The sequence below is a fragment of the Burkholderia sp. AU33803 genome, assembly GCF_002223095.1.
Lineage (GTDB): Bacteria > Pseudomonadota > Gammaproteobacteria > Burkholderiales > Burkholderiaceae > Burkholderia.
Genome location: NZ_NKFJ01000006.1, coordinates 115,961 through 136,073 on the forward strand (window position 1 = coordinate 115,961; position 20,113 = coordinate 136,073).

Annotated in this window: 19 protein-coding genes; 9 read left to right on the plus strand and 10 right to left on the minus strand. The window is 65.6% G+C overall.

Annotation, left to right across the window (positions count from 1 at the left end; all coding sequences use genetic code 11):
• Positions 1–24 precede the first annotated feature (24 nt).
• Positions 25–774, plus strand: coding sequence for an SDR family NAD(P)-dependent oxidoreductase (locus tag CFB41_RS17645; RefSeq protein WP_089443663.1), 750 nt, complete (start codon positions 25–27; stop codon positions 772–774).
• Between the two features lie 65 nt (positions 775–839).
• Positions 840–2,075 (plus strand): acyltransferase, encoded by a 1,236-nt coding sequence (locus CFB41_RS17650; RefSeq protein ID WP_089457293.1) that lies wholly within the window; start codon positions 840–842, stop codon positions 2,073–2,075.
• A gap of 246 nt (positions 2,076–2,321) precedes the next feature.
• On the opposite strand, the gene CFB41_RS17655 is transcribed toward CFB41_RS17650, so the two are convergent.
• The 3 genes from CFB41_RS17655 to CFB41_RS17665 are packed head-to-tail and all read right to left on the minus strand — an operon-like array spanning position 2,322 to position 4,800.
• Positions 2,322–3,065, minus strand: a complete 744-nt coding sequence (locus CFB41_RS17655) for a polysaccharide deacetylase family protein (protein ID WP_089457294.1) — start codon at positions 3,063–3,065, stop codon at positions 2,322–2,324.
• Positions 3,066–3,088: 23 nt separating this feature from the next.
• The gene (locus CFB41_RS17660) at positions 3,089–3,655 is read right to left on the minus strand and encodes a hypothetical protein (protein ID WP_256941075.1); all 567 of its coding nucleotides are present in this window, start codon (positions 3,653–3,655) and stop codon (positions 3,089–3,091) included.
• Positions 3,655–4,800 (minus strand): glycosyltransferase, encoded by a 1,146-nt coding sequence (locus CFB41_RS17665; RefSeq protein ID WP_089457295.1) that lies wholly within the window; start codon positions 4,798–4,800, stop codon positions 3,655–3,657. The genes CFB41_RS17660 and CFB41_RS17665 overlap by 1 nt, the downstream gene beginning before the upstream one ends.
• 602 nt (positions 4,801–5,402) lie before the next feature.
• On the opposite strand from CFB41_RS17665, the gene CFB41_RS17670 reads away from it, so the two are divergent.
• The 3 genes from CFB41_RS17670 to CFB41_RS17680 all read left to right on the plus strand — a co-directional run bounded on the left by CFB41_RS17670 (position 5,403) and on the right by CFB41_RS17680 (position 10,386).
• Positions 5,403–6,707, plus strand: a complete 1,305-nt coding sequence (locus CFB41_RS17670) for a dicarboxylate/amino acid:cation symporter (RefSeq protein WP_089443659.1) — start codon at positions 5,403–5,405, stop codon at positions 6,705–6,707.
• A gap of 551 nt (positions 6,708–7,258) precedes the next feature.
• A complete protein-coding gene (locus tag CFB41_RS17675; RefSeq protein ID WP_089457296.1) occupies positions 7,259–9,193 on the plus strand; it encodes an SMP-30/gluconolactonase/LRE family protein in 1,935 nt (644 codons plus the stop codon).
• Between the two features lie 353 nt (positions 9,194–9,546).
• On the plus strand, positions 9,547–10,386 hold the full coding sequence (locus CFB41_RS17680) for a peptidyl-prolyl cis-trans isomerase (RefSeq protein WP_089457297.1): 840 nt from the start codon (positions 9,547–9,549) through the stop codon (positions 10,384–10,386).
• 33 nt (positions 10,387–10,419) lie between these two features.
• Here the strand turns inward: CFB41_RS17680 and CFB41_RS17685 are convergent, their stop codons facing one another.
• Together CFB41_RS17685 and CFB41_RS17690 are read right to left on the minus strand one after the other, a co-directional pair.
• Entirely contained in the window at positions 10,420–10,857 is a 438-nt protein-coding gene (locus tag CFB41_RS17685) for an N-acetyltransferase (RefSeq protein ID WP_089457298.1), read from the minus strand.
• A 109-nt stretch (positions 10,858–10,966) separates the two neighbouring features.
• The gene (locus tag CFB41_RS17690; RefSeq protein WP_089457299.1) at positions 10,967–11,872 is read right to left on the minus strand and encodes a LysR substrate-binding domain-containing protein; all 906 of its coding nucleotides are present in this window, start codon (positions 11,870–11,872) and stop codon (positions 10,967–10,969) included.
• Between the two features lie 162 nt (positions 11,873–12,034).
• Between CFB41_RS17690 and CFB41_RS17695 the strand changes: the two genes are divergently transcribed.
• The 3 genes from CFB41_RS17695 to CFB41_RS17705 all read left to right on the plus strand — a co-directional run bounded on the left by CFB41_RS17695 (position 12,035) and on the right by CFB41_RS17705 (position 15,009).
• Positions 12,035–12,535 (plus strand): lipocalin-like domain-containing protein, encoded by a 501-nt coding sequence (locus tag CFB41_RS17695; protein ID WP_089457300.1) that lies wholly within the window; start codon positions 12,035–12,037, stop codon positions 12,533–12,535.
• Between the two features lie 349 nt (positions 12,536–12,884).
• On the plus strand, positions 12,885–14,180 hold the full coding sequence (locus tag CFB41_RS17700; protein ID WP_089457301.1) for an MASE1 domain-containing protein: 1,296 nt from the start codon (positions 12,885–12,887) through the stop codon (positions 14,178–14,180).
• Between the two features lie 13 nt (positions 14,181–14,193).
• On the plus strand, positions 14,194–15,009 hold the full coding sequence (locus CFB41_RS17705) for a carboxylesterase (RefSeq protein WP_089457302.1): 816 nt from the start codon (positions 14,194–14,196) through the stop codon (positions 15,007–15,009).
• 85 nt (positions 15,010–15,094) lie between these two features.
• On the opposite strand, the gene CFB41_RS17710 is transcribed toward CFB41_RS17705, so the two are convergent.
• Entirely contained in the window at positions 15,095–15,709 is a 615-nt protein-coding gene (locus CFB41_RS17710; RefSeq protein ID WP_089457303.1) for an FMN-dependent NADH-azoreductase, read from the minus strand.
• Positions 15,709–16,158: a GNAT family N-acetyltransferase gene (locus CFB41_RS17715; protein WP_089457304.1), complete on the minus strand. Its 450-nt coding sequence runs from the start codon at positions 16,156–16,158 to the stop codon at positions 15,709–15,711. Before CFB41_RS17715 ends, CFB41_RS17710 begins: the two co-directional genes overlap by 1 nt.
• Before the next feature lie 84 nt (positions 16,159–16,242).
• Here CFB41_RS17715 and CFB41_RS17720 point away from each other — a divergent pair, with 84 nt between their 5' ends.
• Positions 16,243–17,655 carry a PLP-dependent aminotransferase family protein gene (locus tag CFB41_RS17720; RefSeq protein WP_089457305.1) on the plus strand — a complete coding sequence of 471 codons (1,413 nt, stop codon included), beginning with the start codon at positions 16,243–16,245 and terminating at the stop codon, positions 17,653–17,655.
• 324 nt (positions 17,656–17,979) lie between these two features.
• Here the strand turns inward: CFB41_RS17720 and CFB41_RS37565 are convergent, their stop codons facing one another.
• From CFB41_RS37565 to CFB41_RS17730, 3 genes are all read right to left on the minus strand, one after another.
• On the minus strand, positions 17,980–18,516 hold the full coding sequence (locus CFB41_RS37565) for a hypothetical protein (RefSeq protein WP_143329544.1): 537 nt from the start codon (positions 18,514–18,516) through the stop codon (positions 17,980–17,982).
• A gap of 116 nt (positions 18,517–18,632) precedes the next feature.
• Positions 18,633–19,022: a hypothetical protein gene (locus CFB41_RS17725; RefSeq protein WP_089443648.1), complete on the minus strand. Its 390-nt coding sequence runs from the start codon at positions 19,020–19,022 to the stop codon at positions 18,633–18,635.
• A 59-nt stretch (positions 19,023–19,081) separates the two neighbouring features.
• Entirely contained in the window at positions 19,082–20,107 is a 1,026-nt protein-coding gene (locus CFB41_RS17730; RefSeq protein ID WP_089457306.1) for a MerR family transcriptional regulator, read from the minus strand.
• Between the last annotated feature and the right edge of the window lie 6 nt (positions 20,108–20,113).

Genomic DNA, 20,113 nt, shown 5'->3' on the forward strand with positions numbered 1-20,113 from the left:
ATCACTTTGCCGGAGAAATCACGGATGAAGCCACATCTGGGTAACAAAACCGCACTGGTCACGGGGGCATCGCGGGGCATCGGGCGCGCCACGGCGCTCGCGCTCGCGCGCCAGGGCACGTACGTGCTTGTGCACTATTCGAACGCCGCGGCGCAAGCCGAAGCCGTGGTGGCCGACATCCGGGCAGCGGGCGGGCGCGCCGATGCGCTGTCGGCCGATCTGGCGACGGCGGACGGCCCGCACGCGCTGGTCGCGGCCGCGCGCGAGGCCCTCGACGGCCGCCTCGACATTCTGGTGGCGAACGCGGGGATCGCCATGAATGCGCCGCTGGACGAGATGGCGATCGACGATTTCGACCGGTTGTTCGCGGTCAACGTGCGCGCGCCGTACTTCCTGACCCAGCAGTTGCTGCCGTTGATGGGCGAGGGCGCCAGCATCGTGCTGCTGTCGTCGCTCGGGGCGCGTTCTCCGGTGGGTGAGATTTCCGCCTACGCGGCGACGAAAGGCGCCATCGACACGCTCGTCAAGCACTTCGCGCAGGCACTGGGCAGTCGCGGTATTCGCGTGAATGGCGTCGCGCCCGGCGTCGTCGACACGGACATGTCGGCGTTCGTGCGCAGCGAAGCGGGTCGCGAACAGGTCTTCAAGCTCCAGGCGCTGCAGCGGGTCGCGCAGCCGGAAGACATCGCCGATGTCGTCGCGTTCCTGGCGTCGGACGGCGCGCGCTGGATCACCGGCGACATCGTTCAGGTCGACGGCGGCACCAAGTTGTAATCACGCGGCTCGGCGCGCCGGCTCGCATCCGCTGCCCCGGCGCACCTTCCTGGACGGGGGAAATCATGAAGGCATTGCCGGACAATCCGGAACTCGCGCGCATCGTGAAGCGGGTGCCGCGCAACCTGGAACTGGACCGCCTGCGGGCGATCGCCGTGCTCCTGACCTGCTACGTGCACTGGCGCCAGGTGTTCTATCCGTGGACGTTTACGATGCACTTCGGCGGCCCGGCGACGCCGCTGGATCTCCTCGGCAACGCATGGGCCGGCGTCGACCTGTTCTTCGTGATTTCCGGCTACATCATTTCGCGCACGATCGTCGGCGAATTCGATGCGATGCGTGACGACCCGGGCTCGCTCGCGAGGCACGTCAAGGCGTTCTACGTGCGTCGCGCGTTCCGCATCCTGCCGGTTGCGTGGTGCGTGATCCTGATCGTGATTGCCTGCGGGGCATTCCTGAATGCCGGAGCGTATTTCGCCGGCACCGTCTACAACCTGCAGGCGGCGCTATCCATTTTCACGTACACGTTCAACTTCTGGCTGCCGGATCACAAGATCGCGCCAGGTGTGCCGCTCGCGCCGTACTGGAGCCTGTCGGTCGAGGAGCAGTTCTATCTCGTGTTCCCGATGTTCCTGATACTGACGCGCTCGACGCGGCAACGGGCGCTGCTGCTCGCGCTAGCGCTGGTCGTCATCTCGCTGGCGATTCGCCCGTATCTGTTTGCCGATCCGCTCAAGGTGTTTTTCTATACGCAGACACGGTGCGACGGCATGCTCTACGGCTGCCTGCTATATCTGGCGACCACGCGGCCCTGGTTCGCCGCGATACGCGTGAGGGCCCGTGGAAACGGCTATCTCGGCGGCGTCGTCGTGCTCGTACTCGCGTTGGTGCTCGGCTCGGTCACTGCGATCGGGTTCGACAACGTCATCGCGGTGCCGGTCGTCTCCATGCTGTCGGTCGCGCTCGTGTTCCTCGCCGCTTGCGAAGGCGGCATCGTGTCGTTTCCGCAACCGCTGCAATGGGCATTCGACTGCATCGGCCGGCGCTCCTACACGTTGTATCTTGTGCATCTTCCGATGTTCTTTCTGACGAACGAGCTGATGTTCCGGTACACGCGCGCGCATGGGATGGCCATCACCGCGCAGTTGTGGCCGCAGTACACGCTGTTGATGGTGGTGCTCGTCGCGGGCGTGACGGAATTGCTGTATCGCTGTGTCGAGCGACCGATGATCGCGACAGGCAGACGTGTTGCCGCAGGCGTGACCGGGGGCGCGCAGGCGGCTTTGCCGAAGATGGGGTGAAGGCGGCCCATCTGCCGGATCGGCCGTCGGGCAGCCGCCCGGCGTATCGCTGCGGCAGGTGCGGCCACGGGCGCGTGCATGCGCTTGGGGGCCGGCCGTCGGACACGTGTTTCCGGGCGTCGAGATCCACTCGATCGGGTCCATGCTGATGGGATCCGAATAGGAAATTTCCTTTGAATACTTGCGCCGCATCAGGGCAACCCATTCCCCAGGCATTGGCCGGCATAGCCCGCGCGACGGTCAATTTCACGCGAGCGACCCGCGCCGCCGAACCCGCGCCTTCGCACACTTGAACCACAGCCGCATCGCGCCGACCCCACCCGCGACCGTAATCCGCGGCAACAGGAACCGATCGTCGTTCACGTCGGCGCAGCCGCGCCGGGTCGTCGTCGCGTTGCGGTAACCCGCGGCGGCGACCTGATCGCGCACGCGCGGGTCCAGGTCGCCGTACGGGTAGCAGAACGATTCGACCGTCTGGCCGCTCAACGCCTCGAGCCGCTGCTTCGATTCGACGATCTGAACCTCCGACACGTGCGCCGGCACCTGCGACAGCGCGACATGATCGAGCGTATGCGAGCCGATTTCATGGCCGTGATCGCGCCATGCGAGCATGTCCGCGTGCGTCATCAGCGGCGAGCGTGCGGTATCGGCGGCCGCATCCCAGTCGTTCTCGCCGCCGAACCGGCCGGCGACGAAGTAGCAGGTCGCGGTGAACCCGAGCGCGTCGAGCGTGGGCATCGCATGCGTCAGCACGTTGAGAAAGCCGTCGTCGAACGTGATGCCGAAGACCTTCCCGCTGCGCTCGCCGCGCAGGTACGGCTGCAGTTCGCGCACGCTCAGGCCGCGGTAGCCGAGCCGCCTGAACAGCGTCATCTGGCGGCGGAACGCATCGGGCGCCACGCTCAGGCTGCGCAGCCGGTCGGTCGGCGGCGGCAGCGTGCGGATCTGGTGATACATCAGGATCGGGTAGCGCGTGGTGGGCAGCAGCATGAGCGGGTCGCGGGAACGGGGAATTACGCGGCCTTGCGGAAAATCCGCAGGGTCTTGAAGTCGCCGATTTCGACGAAATCGGCATTCGCCGCCCATTGCGCGATGATCGGCTCGGCCTTCCGGTATGCCGACGAGCCCTTGTAGAACAGCAGGTGGCCGTCGCGCGCGGTGTGTCGTGCGAACAGGTCGAGCACTTCGGCGTCGGTCTTCGCGCCGTAGCGGCTGTTGGACTCGTCGCGGAATTCGCATAGATGGAACAGCGTGACGACATCGAAGGCCGGCAGCAAGTCCGAATTGCTCGTATAGATGTCGCCGAAATAGGCCAGATAGGTCTTGCTCACCTCCGGTTGCCGCGTGACGAGATCGACATACGACTTGTATTCCTTCGGCGACGCCGTCACGCCGAAGACGGTGTTGTTCAGGTGCGGCCGCGCGCATTCCACGCCGACATGATGATGGCCGCCGGTGCCGAAATGATAGATGCGGATGCCGTTGAGGCGCGCGGTTTCCAGCCATTCGACGAAGTGCACGTCACACGGGCACTCCTGCGTGCGCAGATCCCAGTACTTCTTCCAGATATTCATTGCCATTAAACGGACCTCATGGATGTCACCCGACGATACGGGTTGTGGCGAATCGATTTCTGATAGACGGACAGCGTCGCGTCGATGAATCGTTCGAACGAGAATTCACGCTTGCCCTTCAGCCGTGCGCTGCGTCCCATCGCGCGCACGCACCCGGGCTCGCGCACGATCGCGCGCAGGATTTCCCCGATCGCTTCAGGCTCGCGCGGCGGGACGACCCAGCCGTCCACGCCCGGCTCGACGTTCTCGGGCAGCCCGCCCACGCGCGTCACGATCGCGGGGCAGCCGAGCGTCATCGCTTCGCGGCACGCATACGACAGGCTCTCGTGGTACGACAGCACGAACGACACGTCGATGATCGAGAACGGTGTCCGCACGTCGTCGAGCCGGCCGGTGAAAACGGTGCGCGCGGCCATGCGGTGCAGCGCGATCTGTTCGCGTTGCTCGGCGGTCGGCTCCGCGCCGACCAGCAGCACGCGAAACCGCTCGCGCTCGTGCTCGGGCAGGCGACCCAGCGCCGCGATCAGGTCCATCCAGCCTTTCTCCGGCGCGGTGCCGGCGCTGCTGCCCAGCACGATCGCGTCCGCGGCGGACGGCCCGAACAGCGCGATCTTGCGGCGCCGGATTTCGTCGCTAGCCAGTCGTTCGGCGGCCTGCCGGCGCACGCCGTGCTTGACGACGGTGACGTTCCCGTACGGCGACCGGAGCGCGAGCATGCCCGCGACGTAGTCGCTGACCGCGATGGTGTGGTCGGTGGCGAGGCGTGCGCGCAGCACGTTGCCGAAGCTGTCGGCGCGGTAGGTGTTGTGCTTGGTGAGCACGACGGCGGGCCGATACCGGCAGCCGAGCAGCGCGAGCATCACCTGCCGGTGATCGGCGGACCCGTTCACGTGGATGACGTCGAAGCGCTCGGCTGCGATCCGCTGGCGCAGCCTGAGGATTTCCTGGCACAGCCGGTTCCAGCGCGGTTTGAATTCCATGTCGAAGATGGCCACGTCGGGGCTGTCCTTCAACAGTCGCGACAGGCGGCTGCCCTCCGGTGACGCGACGGTCACGCGATGATGCCGGCTCATCGCGGCGGCGAGATCACGGACGTAGGTGTCCTGGCCGCCGCCGTAGTCGCCGTGGAAGTTGGTATACAGAATGTTCATCTCGATGCCGCCTTTCCCCGATCATTCATTCGGCAGGACTGCTGAGAAAATGAGCGCGTCCGCCTGTTGAAAGCAATGACTCGAACCTGGTCCCGCGTGGTCGATGCGGGATCGCGCATCGACGCCCGGGGGGCGTCACCGCGAACCGTTTCAAAATATTACAGAAGCATTACGTACCGTAGTGTCAAGGTCTGCGCATCTTTGTGAACATGTGTCGCGATCGTTCACGGTGCCGTCACGCGGTGCGATGCCGCCGGGGAGGAGGGGTGTCCGGCGATACGGTTCCTGTCGCCGGGGTGGGGAGCGTGGCGAGCACGATGCGACCGGTGATGCGGCCCGATTACCCCTGCAGGAGGGGCAGGAAGCGGGCTGGATCGCGACAAAACCCGCTTTTTCGACGGCATCCGGACGCAGATCAACGCGCTCGACTTTCAGATTCGAAAGCCGGGCGGCCATTTGCGTTAGAATGCCCCCCCTTGTCCGCCATGGCGACTGCCAAAGGCGGACTCGTCGCACCCAGAGAGACGTGGGTTTCGATTCGTAGCCGGGCGCGGAAGATGTGCCAGCCGTTAGCAACATACGCTTTGTGATTTGGATTACTAATGAAGAAGAAGCACAACATCACCAAGTACATCGTTGTCGCGATGATCCTTGGAATCGCAGTGGGTTACGCCTGTCATAGCGCATTTCCCGACCCGAACATGGCGAAGGAGGTCGCCGGCTACGTGTCGTTGCTGTCCGACGTATTCCTGCGCCTGATCAAGATGATCATCGCGCCGCTGGTATTCGCGACGCTGACCGTCGGCATTGCGCAGATGGGCGACGGCAGTGCCGTGGGCCGCGTCGGCGTCAAGGCGTTCGGCTGGTTTTTCATCGCGTCGTTCACGTCGTTGCTGCTCGGCCTGCTGACCGCCACGATCCTGCAACCGGGCAGCCATCTGAGCCTGCCGCTGCCGGCGTCCGATGCGTCCCTCGGGCTGAAGACGGGCGCCTTCACGCTGAAGGACTTCGTGGTGCACCTGGTGCCGAAGTCGATCGCGGAAGCGATGGCGAACAACGAAATCCTGCAGATCGTCGTGTTCTCGATCTTCTTCGGCACCGCGCTGTCGGCGCTCGGCGAGTCGGGCAAGCGCCTGACCGGCGTGATCGACGATCTCGCGCAGGTGATGCTGAAGGTGACGGGCGCGGTGATGTGGTTCGCGCCGGTCGCGGTGTTCGCGGCGCTGGCGTCGACGATCACCACCCAGGGGCTCGGCATCCTGCTCACGTTCGCGAAGTTCATGGCGAGCTTCTATCTGGCCCTGGCGCTGCTGTGGGGCGTGCTGACGCTCGCCGGCGTGACGTTCCTCGGCAAGCGTGCGTTCACGCTGATCCGGCTGATCCGCGAGCCGTTCCTGCTGTCGTTCGCGACGGCGAGCTCCGAAGCCGCGTATCCGAAGCTGCTGGACGCGCTGGACCGTTTCGGCGTGAACCGCAAGATCTCGAGCTTCGTGCTGCCGATCGGCTATTCGTTCAACCTCGACGGCTCGATGATGTACTGCACGTTCGCGGTGCTATTCATCGCGCAGGTGTACGGCATTCATCTGCCGCTGGGCACGCAGATCACGATGCTGCTGATGCTGATGGTCACGTCGAAGGGGATGGCGGGCGTGCCGCGCGCGTCGCTGGTCGTGATCGCGGCGACGCTCAACCAGTTCAACCTGCCCGAAGCCGGGCTGCTGCTGATCATGGGCGTCGACATGTTCCTCGACATGGGGCGCTCGGCCACCAACGCGGTCGGCAACTCGATCGCGGCGGCCGTGGTCGCGAAGTGGGAAGGTCAGCTCGACGACCCGCGCGACGACAACGATCCGGACAACGGCCGTTCGATGAAGGTGAAGGTGCCGGAGACCTCGGCATCGGCATGATGTGCGGCAGTGCGGCAGCGCAGCGATAGGGGTGCGCTGCCTGCTTTCCGGTAGTGGATAATCGCCGGCCTGGATTCGAAACGGATTCAGGCCGGCGATTTGTTTTGGGACGAATGATTTCGTCCTGAATGCGGTCGTTTTCCCCGATTCCCTGATTCCCCGATTGATACGTGGCGCTCGCCGTTTCAATCCGTCGTCGTTGAACACACGGCGATATTCCCGCAGACAGGCACGCGCCTGATTTTCTCGATCCCCGATTCGCCGTGTAAGTGATCATTCACTGTCGCGCTGTCGCGCTCGCCGTCAGCGCGCCTGGGTGCCAACGGCAATGCCGTCAAAGCCGATTCCCTGAAAACCGCAATGACGCGAGCGATTCGCAATTTTTTTCGATTTATATAACGCTATTCTCGCGCTGCGCATTATCGAACGCATGCTGCACGTAATACCGACTGCGCCGGATGATTCACGGGAAGTATTTACGCATTACGGTTTTCGAGCCATCCGGCCAGCCCTTCATATGAGTGTTCGCACCATTCAGGAGAGCATCCGTCATGGTCGCCCGACAACGGTTTCAGGCTGCGCTTCTCGCCGCAGCAATCGCCGCGATGACTCCCGCCGTTCACGCAGGCAACACCACCGACTGGCTGGCGAATACGTACGGCACGCTCGCGGCCCACGTCGGCAACGTCGCGCGCGCGATGTGGGTCGCGCCCGAAGGCGTGATCTACACGGCGTCGATGTGGGACGAGGACGAGGGCGGTGTCGCGATCTACCAGAACGGCAAGAGCATCGGCTCGATCGGCACGCACTCGGAGTTCCAGGGCAGCGCGATCACCGGTAACGCGACGTCGCTGTTCGTCGCGCTGCAGCCCGGCAAGACATACGGCAGCGGCGCGGTGGGACGCTACAACCGCGCGACGAAGTATCGCGACCTTGTCATCCAGGTCAGCGCGGCGACCAACCAGCCGCGCATCGACGTCGTCACCGGGCTCGCGACGGCCGGCTCGCTGCTCTATGCAAGCGATTTCTACGGCAATCGCGTGCGTGTATTCACCACCGACGGCGTGTGGCAGCGGGACTTCAACGTGTCGGCACCGGGCGCACTCGCGGTGGATGGCGCGGGCAACGTGTGGGTCGCGCAGAAGAGCGCGGGCACGATCGTCGGTTTCAGCCCGGCCGGTGCGCTGCTGAACACGATCCGGATGCCGGCCGGGTCGCAGCCGTCGGCGCTGGCTTTCGATGCGGCGGCCGGCCAGTTGCTGGTCGGCGACGAAGGCCCCGACCAGAACATCAATCGCTATACGGTGTCGGGACGGCCCGCGCTGGCCGGCACGTTCGGCGTGCGCGGCGGCTATCTCGACACGACGACGGGCATCAAGGGGCAGGTCGGCGCGCAGCGCTTCACGCGCATCGTCGGGCTCGGCAAGGACACCGGCGGCAATCTCTACGTGCTCAACAATCCATGGGGCGGCAGCTGGGATCTGGGCCGCAACGGCGCGACCGACATTCACGCGTACAGCAGCACCGGCGGCCTGCGGTGGACGCTGCAGTCGCTGAACTTCGAAGGGATCGCCGCGCCGGACCCGGTCACGGACGGCGCGCTGTTCTACGGCGGCACGCATGTGTACAGCGGCAGCGCGGGCGGCACGTTCGTCGCGAACACGGTCGACCCGTTCGCGTATCCGGCCGATCCGCGCATCAACATGAGCGACACGCAGCGCGACGAGCATTTCGGGCTGCTCACGTCGGTGGGCGCGAACCGGATTCTCGTCGCGGCGGGCCAGAACCCGCCGATCTTCTACTTCTTCCACTTCAACGCGGCGAACGGCTATATCGCGATCCCGGACGGCTCGATCCCGGGCCCCGCGTTCAACACGACGCGGCGCGTGACGAGCGGCTTCAGCATCGACAGCAAGGGCGGCGTGTGGGCCGGCCTCGACAAGACCGGCGCGATTACCCACTACCCGCTGACGGGTTTCGACGCGAGCGGCAAGCCGTCGTGGGGGCCGGGCGTCGCGACCCGCGTGCCCGACAGCATCCAGCCGCTCACGCGCATCGTTTATCTCGCGGACAGCGACACGATGGTGCTCGCGCAGGGCGCCATCGGGAGCAACGACTGGACGTCGATCGGCACGCGCATCGAGGTGTATCACGGCTGGAGCGCGGGCAACACGACGAAGCCCGACCCGGTGATCACGCTGCCGCACAGCGGCGCGAAATCGATCGACGCGGTGGGCAACCATCTGTTCGTCGGCTACTGGTTCAGCAGCAGCGGGCCGCTGTGGCCGAACGTCGACGCGTTCAACCTCACCACCGGCAAGCTCGATACCACGCTGGTTAACGCGAGCCCGGCGACCGTCGATACCAGCAGCGCGATCGATGCGATGTACAGCATCCGCGCATACCGCCGATCGAACGGCGAGTACGTGGTGATGAAGAACAACGTGAAAGGGAACAGCATCACCGTGTACCGGTGGACGCCCTGACTTTGACGATTCACGTTCGGCCGCCTCGGCTTCGGTCGGCGGCCGGGCTCGCGACGCCATGATGTGATTCATCGCTGTTTCGCGGGATTTCCATGCCGCTTCCACAGAATTTCCACATCCCGCGTTCGTAATGGCCGGCGTGCGCAACGCGCGCCTCACCGCCCGCCGGGCGGCTGTCCTGAACCTCCCGACACGGAAAACCCGATAAGGGCACAATGACAGCGGCGTCGGCGGCACTGCGCGTGCGCACGACGATGAACCGAATCGACTGACTGGTTGCACCGGCGCATTGCCGCGCCGGTGAATGTGCGCGGCAACCCCTGCCGCGTTTTTTGAGCCGAAGTGACGAAAAGATGAAGACGAAAACCACCCCGAACCGCCTGTTGCTGATCGCCGTGCTGGCCGGCGCGCTGAGCGGGACTGCCCACGCGGAGACGGCGCCGGCCGCGGCGACCGTTGCGACGGTCAACGGCACGCCGATCACCCAGGCCGACGTCGATACGCTGCTGCGCGCGTCCGGGCAACCCGACTCGCCGCAGATCCGCCAGGCGATCAAGAATCAGCTGATCACGCGCGTGCTGGTTCAGCAGGCCGCCGAGAAGGCGAACTATGCCGACAAGCCCGAGGTCAAGGCGGCGGTGCAGCAGGCGAAAACGAATGCCGAAGTGCAGCTTTACCTGCGCGACAACGTGAAGCCCGAGCCGGTGACCGAAGAACAGGTCAAGGCGCGCTACGACGAACTCGTGGCCACGCTCGGCAAGAACGAGTACAAGCCGCGCCTGATCATCGTCCAGGATCCGGTGACGGCCGCGACGGTGCTCAGCGAGCTGAAGGCGGGCAAGTCGTTCGAAGGGCTGGCGCGTCAGTACAGCATGGCGCCGAGCCGCGATGCCGGCGGCGAACTGCCGTGGGTGAGCTTCCACACGCCGGCGACGGAAGGCAAGACGTCCGGCTTGCCGCTGCCGGTCGCGCAGGCGCTCGAGAAACTGAAGGTCGGCGCCGTGACGAACGATTCGATTCCGGTCGACGGCGTGCGGGCGATCGTGAAGCTGGATGCGAAGCGGCCGACGCAGGTGCCGGGCTTCGCCGCCGCGAAGCCGGGGCTTCAGCAGCAACTGCAGGCGGCTGCGGTGGAGAAGGCGAGTGCGCAGATGATCGGCAACCTGCTGAAGGACGCGAAGATCACGCAGTAATGCCGTCACGCGGCGGCGTTGAAACGCCGGGCGTCACGCGCGCCAGATCATGCTCGCGCTCGTGTCGGTGTCCGACTCGCTGCGGAAGCCGAGCCGTTCGTAGAGCCGCCGCGCCGGGTTGCCGTGCAGCACGCTGAGCGATACCGGCACGTGCGCGCGCGCAGCGTCGTTCAGCAGTGCGTTCAGCACGGCTTCGCCGATGCCCCGGCCCTGATGCGCGGGGAGGATCTGGATCTGGTGTACGTGCCACTCGTCGGTGGCGCGTGTCACCTTCAGCAAGCCGATGGCTTCATCGCCTTCGCAGACGATCATCGCATCGTCGAATTGCGCGCGGATGCGCCGGTCGTGCGCGTCGTCGTCGGTCGGCATGCCGGCGCGTTGCAGATGCTCCGTCATCGTGAGCTTGCGAAGCGTCAGCAGGAACGGCAGGTCGGCGGCGGACGCCGGGCGCAGTCGGATTGCGTGTGTCATCGGGCGGACTCGTTCGTTCGGGAAGGTCGATCCCCGCAGCGCATCATTCCCGATGACGGGCAGCGGGTCAAAGGACGCAGCGCCGAATCCGGCACGCCTCCGGGGCCGATCATGCGGCACGCCGGCCGGACACCTTCTGCGCATCCGCGAGATTGGCGATCAGCGTGTCGACCACGACGCGTTTCAGGCTCGCGAGCGCGGAAGGCGCATCGCCTCCACCCGCATGGAGGCACACGTCGACTGACGGCAGCGGCGGCAGGCCGTCGCGCTCGCCAAGCTGCCGCAATGTCTGCGGCACACCCACCATCGTTCTCGCCGTAATCCCCAGCCCGCCCGCGACGCCGGCCCACAAACTTTGCAGGCTGCCGGTCGTGTAAGCGAGCCGCCACGGGATCCCGGCCTTGTCGAGCGCCTCGGTACCGGCCTTGCGGAACAGGCATGGCGGCTTGTACAGCGCAAGATCCAGCGGCATGCCGGCGCGCGGACGTACATCGACGCCCTGCGGCCCGATCCACGCCATCGGCAGCGTGACCAGGTGTTCGGCGTCGGCACGATGCCCACGGCCCATCGCGAGTACGACGTCGAGTTCGCCGCCGTCGAGGCGGTCGAGCAGCGCGCCGTTGCCGTCGACGACGATGTCGACGCGCACGCCCGGGTGCGTGCGCTTGAACTGGCCGAGCGCGACCGGCAGCCACGATTCGGCGAAGTCGCCCGGTAGCCCGAATCGCACGGCTCCCTCGATCGCCGCGCCGCGGATCGCGCCCACCGCCTCGTCGTTCAGCTCGAGAATGCGGCGCGCATAGGACAGCATCAGTTCGCCGGCCTCGGTCGGCACGAGGCCGCGCCCCTGGCGGCGAAACAGCGGCTGGCCGATCTGCGTTTCGAGCTTGCGCATCTGCTGGCTGACCGCCGACTGCGAGCGGCCGATCCGGTCGGCGGCGCGGTTGAGGCTGCCGAGCCGATCCGCGGCGATCAGCGTGCGCAGCGCATCCATGTCGAGATTCGGGAGCGTCATGATTCGGTTTTTCTTATAAGTCGATGTCGAATTACCGTATTTATTGCACATTCCCGTCGCTACCATCAAGTGAACCGGTCGTTCCGGTTCACGGGGATGCGCGCGATACGCCGCTGCGGATGCCCGTGAGGTTGCTTCCCTTCTTTCTCACGAGGACCGTGGATGAACATCCGCTCGATATTCCGCCAAGGCTTTCCCGGCATGCTGCTGGCCGCATCGATGATTCCCGGCGACGCATCGGCCGCGCCGTCGCTCGCGGGGACATGGACACTGGTCGCGGCGGACGTACAACATCCCGACGGCACGGTTGGCCGCGACTATGGCGCCGATCCGAAGGGGCTGCTGCTGATCGACGTGCACGGAAACTACTCGCTGCAGATCTTCAAGTCGGAGCGCCCGCGCTTCGCGTCGAACGACAAGGCGACCGGCACGCCGGACGAATTCCGTGACGTCGTGCTCGGGTCGAGCACCCACTACGGCACGCTGACCGTCGATCCCGCGAAACACAAGCTCGCGTTTCACATCGTCAATTCGTCGTACCCGAACTGGATCGGGCAAACGCAGACGCGAAGCTATCAATTGAAGGACGGCGAGTTGAGCTACCGCGTGCCGCCGCGTGCGAACGGCGACATACCGATCTCGGTGTGGCGGCGAGTGAATTGAGGCGGGCGGGCGTCAAAGCCCCGGCAGCTGAATCTGCAGGCCGGCCGGGCGATGTTCGAGGACATTCGTGACTTCGTATTCGGTTTTTGCGCCGTCCGAGGTTTGCCACTGCTGCATGCAGAATTTGACGATTTTGGCCGTCCGGCCAGGCCGGCGCTCTGACATGTCCCAGCCGAACCCGGCACACACCGAACTTTTTCGATAATTTCCCGGTCACAACCGCCAGCTCGCGGGCGCGCCGGCGCCCCGCACGCGGTTCCGGCCCCGGTATTCCCCGGCCCGCCCCGCCCGCATATCATTCGCACATCGCGCGCCTGCCGACCGCAGGCGCAGCACACAGGGATTCTCGATGGACACCAAACGATCGCGGCCGGGCCTCGTCGCCGCGCTGCTCTGGGCGGCGCTGTATCTCGCGACCGGCTACATCTCACACCAGTTCAACGGCCCCGTCCGGCTGACGGGCTATATCTGGCTGCCGGCCGGCGTGACCGTCGGCGCGTTCATGCTGCGGCCGATGCGCGAATGGCTGACGCTGGCCGGCGCGTTCCTGGTCGGGCAGCTCGCGCTGAGCGCCATCGAACAGGCCAGCCTGGTCAACGCGGTGCTGTTCACGGTCGACGAGGTCGGTGCAGCCGCGCTCGCGGTGTGGCTCGTCCAGCGCGTGCGCTTCTCGCTCGAAGGGCTGTATTTCCTGCGCTCGGTGATCCTCGCCGGCCTGATCGCGGGCGTGGTCGGCGCGATCGGCGGCGCGGCCTGGTACACGGTGGTCAAGGGCGCGCCGTTCTTCGACGTGTGGTCGGTGTGGGCCGCGTCCGATTTCGTCGGCGTGCTGCTGGTCACGCCGGTGCTCGCGTCATGGTCGCGCTTTCGCGCGCACCGCTCGGGCGATCACGAGCGCTTCGATCTCGTGCTCGGCATGGTCTCGTTCGTGCTGGTCGTGGGCGTCGCGCTCGTGATCTTCGACGGCGACACGTCACGGAAATTCGGCACCGGCGCGGGCTTCGCGCTGACGTATATCCCGTTGTTCCTCACCGTCGCGGTGACGCTGCTGCTCGGCGGCCGCGCGGGCTCGTCGTCGGTGCTGGTGCTCGCGCTGATCGTGATCGAGCAGACCGCGCAGGGCGACGGCCCGTTCGCGTCGTTTCACGAGCATTACGGCAGTGCGTTGCTCGAAGCGCAGCTTTATCTGGCGGTGGCGTCGCTGCTGGTGCTGACGGTGAGCACGCTGAAGACGACGCGCGAACGCGTGCACGAGCACGCGGCCGTCCTGCAGAACAACATGGAGCTCGCGCTCGCGAGCGCCGGCCAGATCGCGTACGTGCTCGACCCGGAATCGGGGCGGATCGAGTGGAGCGGCGACGTCGAGCGCGTGTTCGGCGTCGGCGTGGATGCATCGCAGATCGCGAGCGTGCCGCTCGTGCTCGAACGCGTGCAGCCGGGCGACCGCGATGCGCTGCGCGACTACTGGGATGCGGAGATCGCGGGCGAGGATCGCGCGTCGCTGTCGCTGCGCATCGTGCAGCGCGACGGCGGCACGCGGACGGTCACCGATCATGGCGCGCCGCTGCTCGATTCGAATGTCGACGTGACGGTGGTGGCGGGCGTCTGGCAACTCGAACGCGTGTGGCCGGCGGCGGACGAATGAGCGGCCGCACGTCATGACGGGCCGCACGGGCGTCCTGCTGATCCACGGGCTCGGCGGCACGCAATACGATCTCGGTTCGCTGCACAAGGCGATGCGGCGCGCGGGCGCCGACACGCACATGATCACGCTGCCGGGGCATGGCACGCGCCCCGAGGATCTGGTCGGCGTGCGCGCGGAAACGTGGCTCGACGCGGTGACCGAACAGTATCGTGCGCTGGAAAACGAGTACGACACGCTGCATGTCGCGGGCATGTGCATGGGTGCGCTGGTCGCGCTGCTGCTGTGCCACCGCGTGCAGCATGCGCGCGGCCGGCTCGCGCTACTGGCCACGCCGCTGTTCATCGACGGGTGGTCGACGCCGTGGTATCGCGCGCTGCGGCACGTGCTGTACCGCGTGCCGGGTATGGCGGAGCGGATGCGCGTGGAAGAAGGCGATCCGTTCGGCATCAAGAACGCGACGATCCGCGCGATCGTGAAGAAGAAGTTCGAGCGCGAGGACAGTTTCCACTATGCGTGGGTGCCGCTCGCGTGCGTGCGGCAGGTCGACCGGATGCGCGACTGGGCGCTCGAGGCCGCGGCCGGCACGCCGTGCCCGACGCTCGTGCTGCATGCGCGCGAGGACGAACTGACGAGCCTGCGCTCGGCCGATTTCCTGCTGGAAAAGATGCCCGACGCGCGGGGGATCGTGCTCGAGAACAGCTACCACATGATCTGCGCGGACAACGATCGCGACGACGTCGCGCGTCACGTGCTCGATTTCTTCGGGTTCGATCCGGTGCATGCGGTGAGCCCGGCGATGGCGCGCCGGATGGGCCGGCTGGAATCCTGACGGCGACGTGCGCGGCCCGGGATGCCCGATATCCGCTGCCCCCGCTACGCATCGAGTAACGCAGGCATACCGGGGCGTGGCGAATTCATGCCGTTTCCATCGCGCGTCGCGCCAGCAGGGTCGATGCGGCCAACTGGGCGCGTACCGCATCGACGGCGGCGTCGCTCGGCGCAATGCCTTCCAGGTAGATGAAATCGACCGTCGACAGGCCGATGACGGCCAGCACCTGCTTCAGGTACGGGGTCAGGAAATCGGGCTGCCGTGCCGCTGCGCCGGTGCAGACGCCGCCGGAGCGTACCAGCACGAGCACGGGGCGATCGGCGAGCAGGCCGAACTTGCCCTCCGGCGTGGCCGTGAACGTGCGGCCGATACGCAGCACGAAATCGATCCACAACTTCAGCGCGGCAGGCACCGTGAAGTTGTGCATCGGTGTACTGATCAAAAGGCCGTCGCTGTGTTCCACTTCCGCGATCAGTTGTTCGGAGTACGCCAGTGCGGGATCGGCATCCGGCTGCCTCGCAACCACCGCATGCGCATAGTCGGCCGATAGCGAAGGCAAGCCGGGTTGACCGAGGCTGCGCGACACGACCCGCGCGTCGGGGCGGGCCGCCCGCCATTGCGCGATGGCTTCGTGCGCAAGGCGTGCGCCCAGCGAATGACTGCCATGCGGACTGGCATCGACAAAAAGAAGGTTGTTCATCAGAGCGCCTGGAGAGATTGACTGAAATGCATGCCACGGGACAGCAGCCCCTGGCGGAAATAGAAACGCTGCGCGAGCGCGTTGGAGAGCCCGGTATCGAGTACCAGGTGCCGGCAGCCGTGTTGCCGCGCGTCGGCGCGTACCGCATCGAGCAGCCGTTCGCCCAGCCGCTGACTGCGCGCGTGTTCGGTCGCGACCAGATCGTCGACGTAGACGAAGCGGCCGTACAGCGTGTTTTCGAGGTGACGGTATCCCGCCAGCGCGACGACCGCACCGTCCGGGCTGCCGTGCCGTGCGGTCAGCAACACATAGCCTTGTTCGGCCTGGCGGCGCATCTGCAGCACGAACGCATCGGCATCGATCAGGTGCGGGCGCAGCTCGCGCATCACGTCGAACGTCGACCGGTAATCCGCGTCCGTCACAGCGCGCTTCAAATGGATCTCTGGCATCACGATTGCTCCACGGTAACGTCGCTACTGTACGAATCGGATGGCGTATCCTGAAGGTCCAAAAAGTGACTATTTGACTGGGACATGAAATTCGACGATCTGATGCCGGACCGTCATCTCGACATGCCGGTCTATCGGCAACTGGTCCGGCGCTTCCGCGAGGCGATCGAGACGGGCAAGCTGGCGCCGGGCAAGCGCGTGCCGTCGGTACGGAGCCTGGCCAGCGAACTCAATCTGGCACGGGGCACCGTCGAAGCGGCCTATCAGATCCTCATCGGCGAAGGGTACCTGGTCGCACACGGGCCGGCCGGCACCGTCGTGTCACCCCAGTTGCCGGACGGGCGGCAGCCGCGCGCCGTGGCGCCCCGGCCGGACGAACCGCCGCGCGGCGATTCGACGGCGATCGGGCCGAAGCCGTTCCAGATGGGCATTCCCGCGCTCGATGCGTTTCCGCGCATGCCGTGGATACGGCTCACCGGGCGTCATGTGCGGGCGATGGCGACCCCGTCGCTGGACTATGCGCCGCCGCAAGGTCACGACGGGCTCAGGCGCGCGCTGTCCGCCTATCTCGGCGTGTCGCGCGGCATCGACTGTTCGGCCGGGCAGATCTTCATCACCGCGGGGTATCGCGGCGCGCTGGACCTGATCTGCCGGACCTTGCTGCGTCCCGGCGACGCCGGCTGGTTCGAGGATCCCGGGTATATCCACGCACGCCGCGTGCTCGAGCACGCGGGGATGCGGCTCGTGTCCGTGCCGGTCGACGACGATGGCCTGTGCGTGGAAGCGGGGCAGCGCCGGGCGGCCGATGCACGTTTTGCCGTGGTGACGCCGACCCATCAAAGCCCGCTCGGTGTCGCGCTGTCGCTGCCGAGGCGCCTGGCCTTGCTCGACTGGGCTCGCCGGCAGCGGGCCTGGATCGTCGAGGACGATTACGACAGCGAGTTTCGTTACCACGGCCGTCCGCTGCCCGCGCTCAAGAGCCTGGATCGCCACCAGCGCGTGCTTTACACCGGGTCGTTCAGCAAGGTGCTGTATCCGGGCTTGCGGCTGGGCTATCTCGTCGTTCCGGAAGAGCAGGTCGCGGCCTTTCGCGACACCGCCGGCTGGCTCGGCGGTAGCGGCCAGATGCTGATGCAATCGGTCGTCGCTGATTTCATGGAGCAAGGGCATTTCGCGCGTCATTTGAAGAAAATGCGGGCGCTGTATGCCACTCGCCGCGCCTGGCTGGTCGATGCGTTGGGCAAGGTCTTCGGCGAGACGCTGGACATTCCGACTCGTGCGGGCGGCCTGCATGTGGTGGCCTACTGGCGCACGGCGGTCGACGATCGCGCCGTCGCACGCATGGCTGAGTTGCAGGGCTTTTCCATTCAGCCGCTGAACGACTGGAGCCCGGGCGGCCGGATGCCAGCCGGCATGTTGCTCGGCTTCACGAACCTGACGTCGGCGCAGCAGGCGTTGACGTTGGTGCGGCGCCTGTATCGGCTCGTTTGCGGGTGAACCGGGTGTGGTGGATTACGCGCCGGTAGGGTGCCGGCGTGCGTGCGACTGGCGCCACGGTTTTGCGATTGTGGGATTTAAGGTATTGCGACCGTTCTACGCATGGTCGATAGCACCCCGTGATGTCGCCGTTCGGATTCACGCCTCATGGGTCGCGTGTTCACTTAGGGGGCACGGCCGGTACCTCGATTTTTCGACTTTCGACCGTGTCGACGTAACCGGCCTGGCTCGCAGCGCCGAGGGCGGCTCCGCCCGGGCCAGTCGTTCGTCATTCGGACTTTGGTTGTCGACAATCGGCCAACAAATACCGTGTGGCCTATCGCGTCAATCGAGACGCTGAAGATGGCGATACCAGAGAGCCTTGTTTGATTTGGGGTCAACAAGGGAGAGAATTAGGTCGCCTTGCACAAAGTCGATATCGCCTTTCTGGAAGCTGCTCTGAACGATGTCGGCTTGCCATATCTCGTGATAACCATTCTTATCTGAGCGACTTATGACGATATAGCCTTCTCCACTCGCCTCGACTGTTTCGTACTTCCATGAAATTTCTGGCAGATTCGGTGGTGAGGCAAACGGCGGGGCGTCCATGTCGGTAGCCGTTAGTGGAGGACAAGGCGCAGCTGGTCGGCTCAAGCTCTTAAATACGCCATCTTTCCGGTAAGCGAACCACTGACACTCTGATGGCCATGGGTTCGCCCGAAGAATTTTCGCCTGGAGTGCATCGGGGAAACGCGCCAGTTGCCAGTCACCCTCTATTTCACGTTGGCTGGCAGGGCGTACCAATCGCGACGAATCAGTCTGGGAAAACGACGCGCACGGCAACGTGCACACGATAAAAAATGCGATGCTTTTCGCGAGCATGGATGATTTCCTGACGACACGGGAAAAATATATAAACGGCTGCTTTCGACAAATCTGAGGTCTGCTCGGGTCGGATTATGCGCATCGGACACGTGATGTTCACCAAACCTGAGAGGTCAAAAGCCCGGGGCTGGCCTCCATTGAACATTTTCCGGGAACGGCGTGCCTTTGAGAAAGGCTAGGAAGACTTCCAGAACCTGATCAGATAGGAACCATTCATCTGCACGCATCGGGATGCTTCCCGCTCGGAAGACAAGGAGCGTGCCATCTGGGCGCACAGGGGAAGGTCTATCGTGAAATGCTCTCCATCGTTGCGACGCGTTGACTTCGAAACGCTCGATCAGGCAACTAACGCCACCGCCGGCCACCTGAACATAGTTGCCTTCTGAATCGGTCAACGACGCGTAAGATGACTTCCCGAAGCTTCTCAAAGTCCGGATCCCCTTTGTGATTTGGGCTGGACTAGGAGTGGTGATCCCCGCCTTACCCTCAGCTTCGAATTTCATCGGTTCATTGCGAGGCATCTCGATCAAATTTCGCATCCTACCAGCCCGAGGCGATGCCCCTACCCCACCTCCGGTCGCCGTGCGATCCGCGCTCGGGTCGCAGGCGACGCAAGACAGGTAGCTACCGCTTCATAACCCGGTGCGCCGGGGTACGGCGCGACGCGGGCCGGCGGGCTATGGTTCGCGGGACACAGAATGATCGCTTCGTCGGGGCCGACGGCCGACAGGTCCAGCACGGCCGACGAGCGGGTCAGCATGAACAGCGGCCGCATGCCGTCGGCTCCGGCGCGGTGGCGAAGGCACGCAATCAGCGCCGCCTGCGTCGGCTGGTCGAGATCCTGTTCGATCATGTCCACGACCAAAGCACCCACGCCGTCTGCCTCGAGTCCGGCGAGCAGGATGGTCAGCGCCGGGGACGGCGTGGCGCCTTCGTCGGCGAGCCATGCCGACGTGCGTTCGACGCGCGCCTTCAGCGCCGGATCGGCCCGCAATGCAGCGAACGCCGCCGCGCCGCCGTCTTCCAGCCGGTCCAGCCCGATGAACACCGCGCCGGGCAATGCGTCGGCCAGCCGATGCGCTAGACGGGTCTTGCCGCTACCCAGCGAACCGATGATGTAGTTCAGCGGACGGATATCGCGAAACTCGAACCATTCACCGTCCCACGGCCAAGGGAGGTTGAACGCAACGCCCGCGGCCGCCGGAGCGAGCAGGCGCGTCAGTTCGCCGTCGTCGGGCATGCGGCCGCGGGCAAGATCGGCGCGGATCGCGCGAACCTTGTCGACCTTGCCGACCAGATCCTGAATGTCGCGCCCGAGCGCCGCTTCATGCGTCGCCAGGGCGTCGCTCAGGCTGCGGGCGTCGCCGCCCAGCACGTTCGCGACCTGCGCCAGGCTCAAGCCGAGCGCGCGAAGCGCCGCGACTTCGGCCGCACGCGCCAGATCGTCCGGGCCGTAGGCGCGGTATCCGGCCAGCGTTCGCCCGGGCGTGACCAGTCCTTGCCGCTCGTACAGCCGCAGTGCCTTGACCGATACGCCGAGCCGCATCGCGGCTTCCGATGCGCTCAGGCCGCGCGTGACATCGTTCATGGGTCA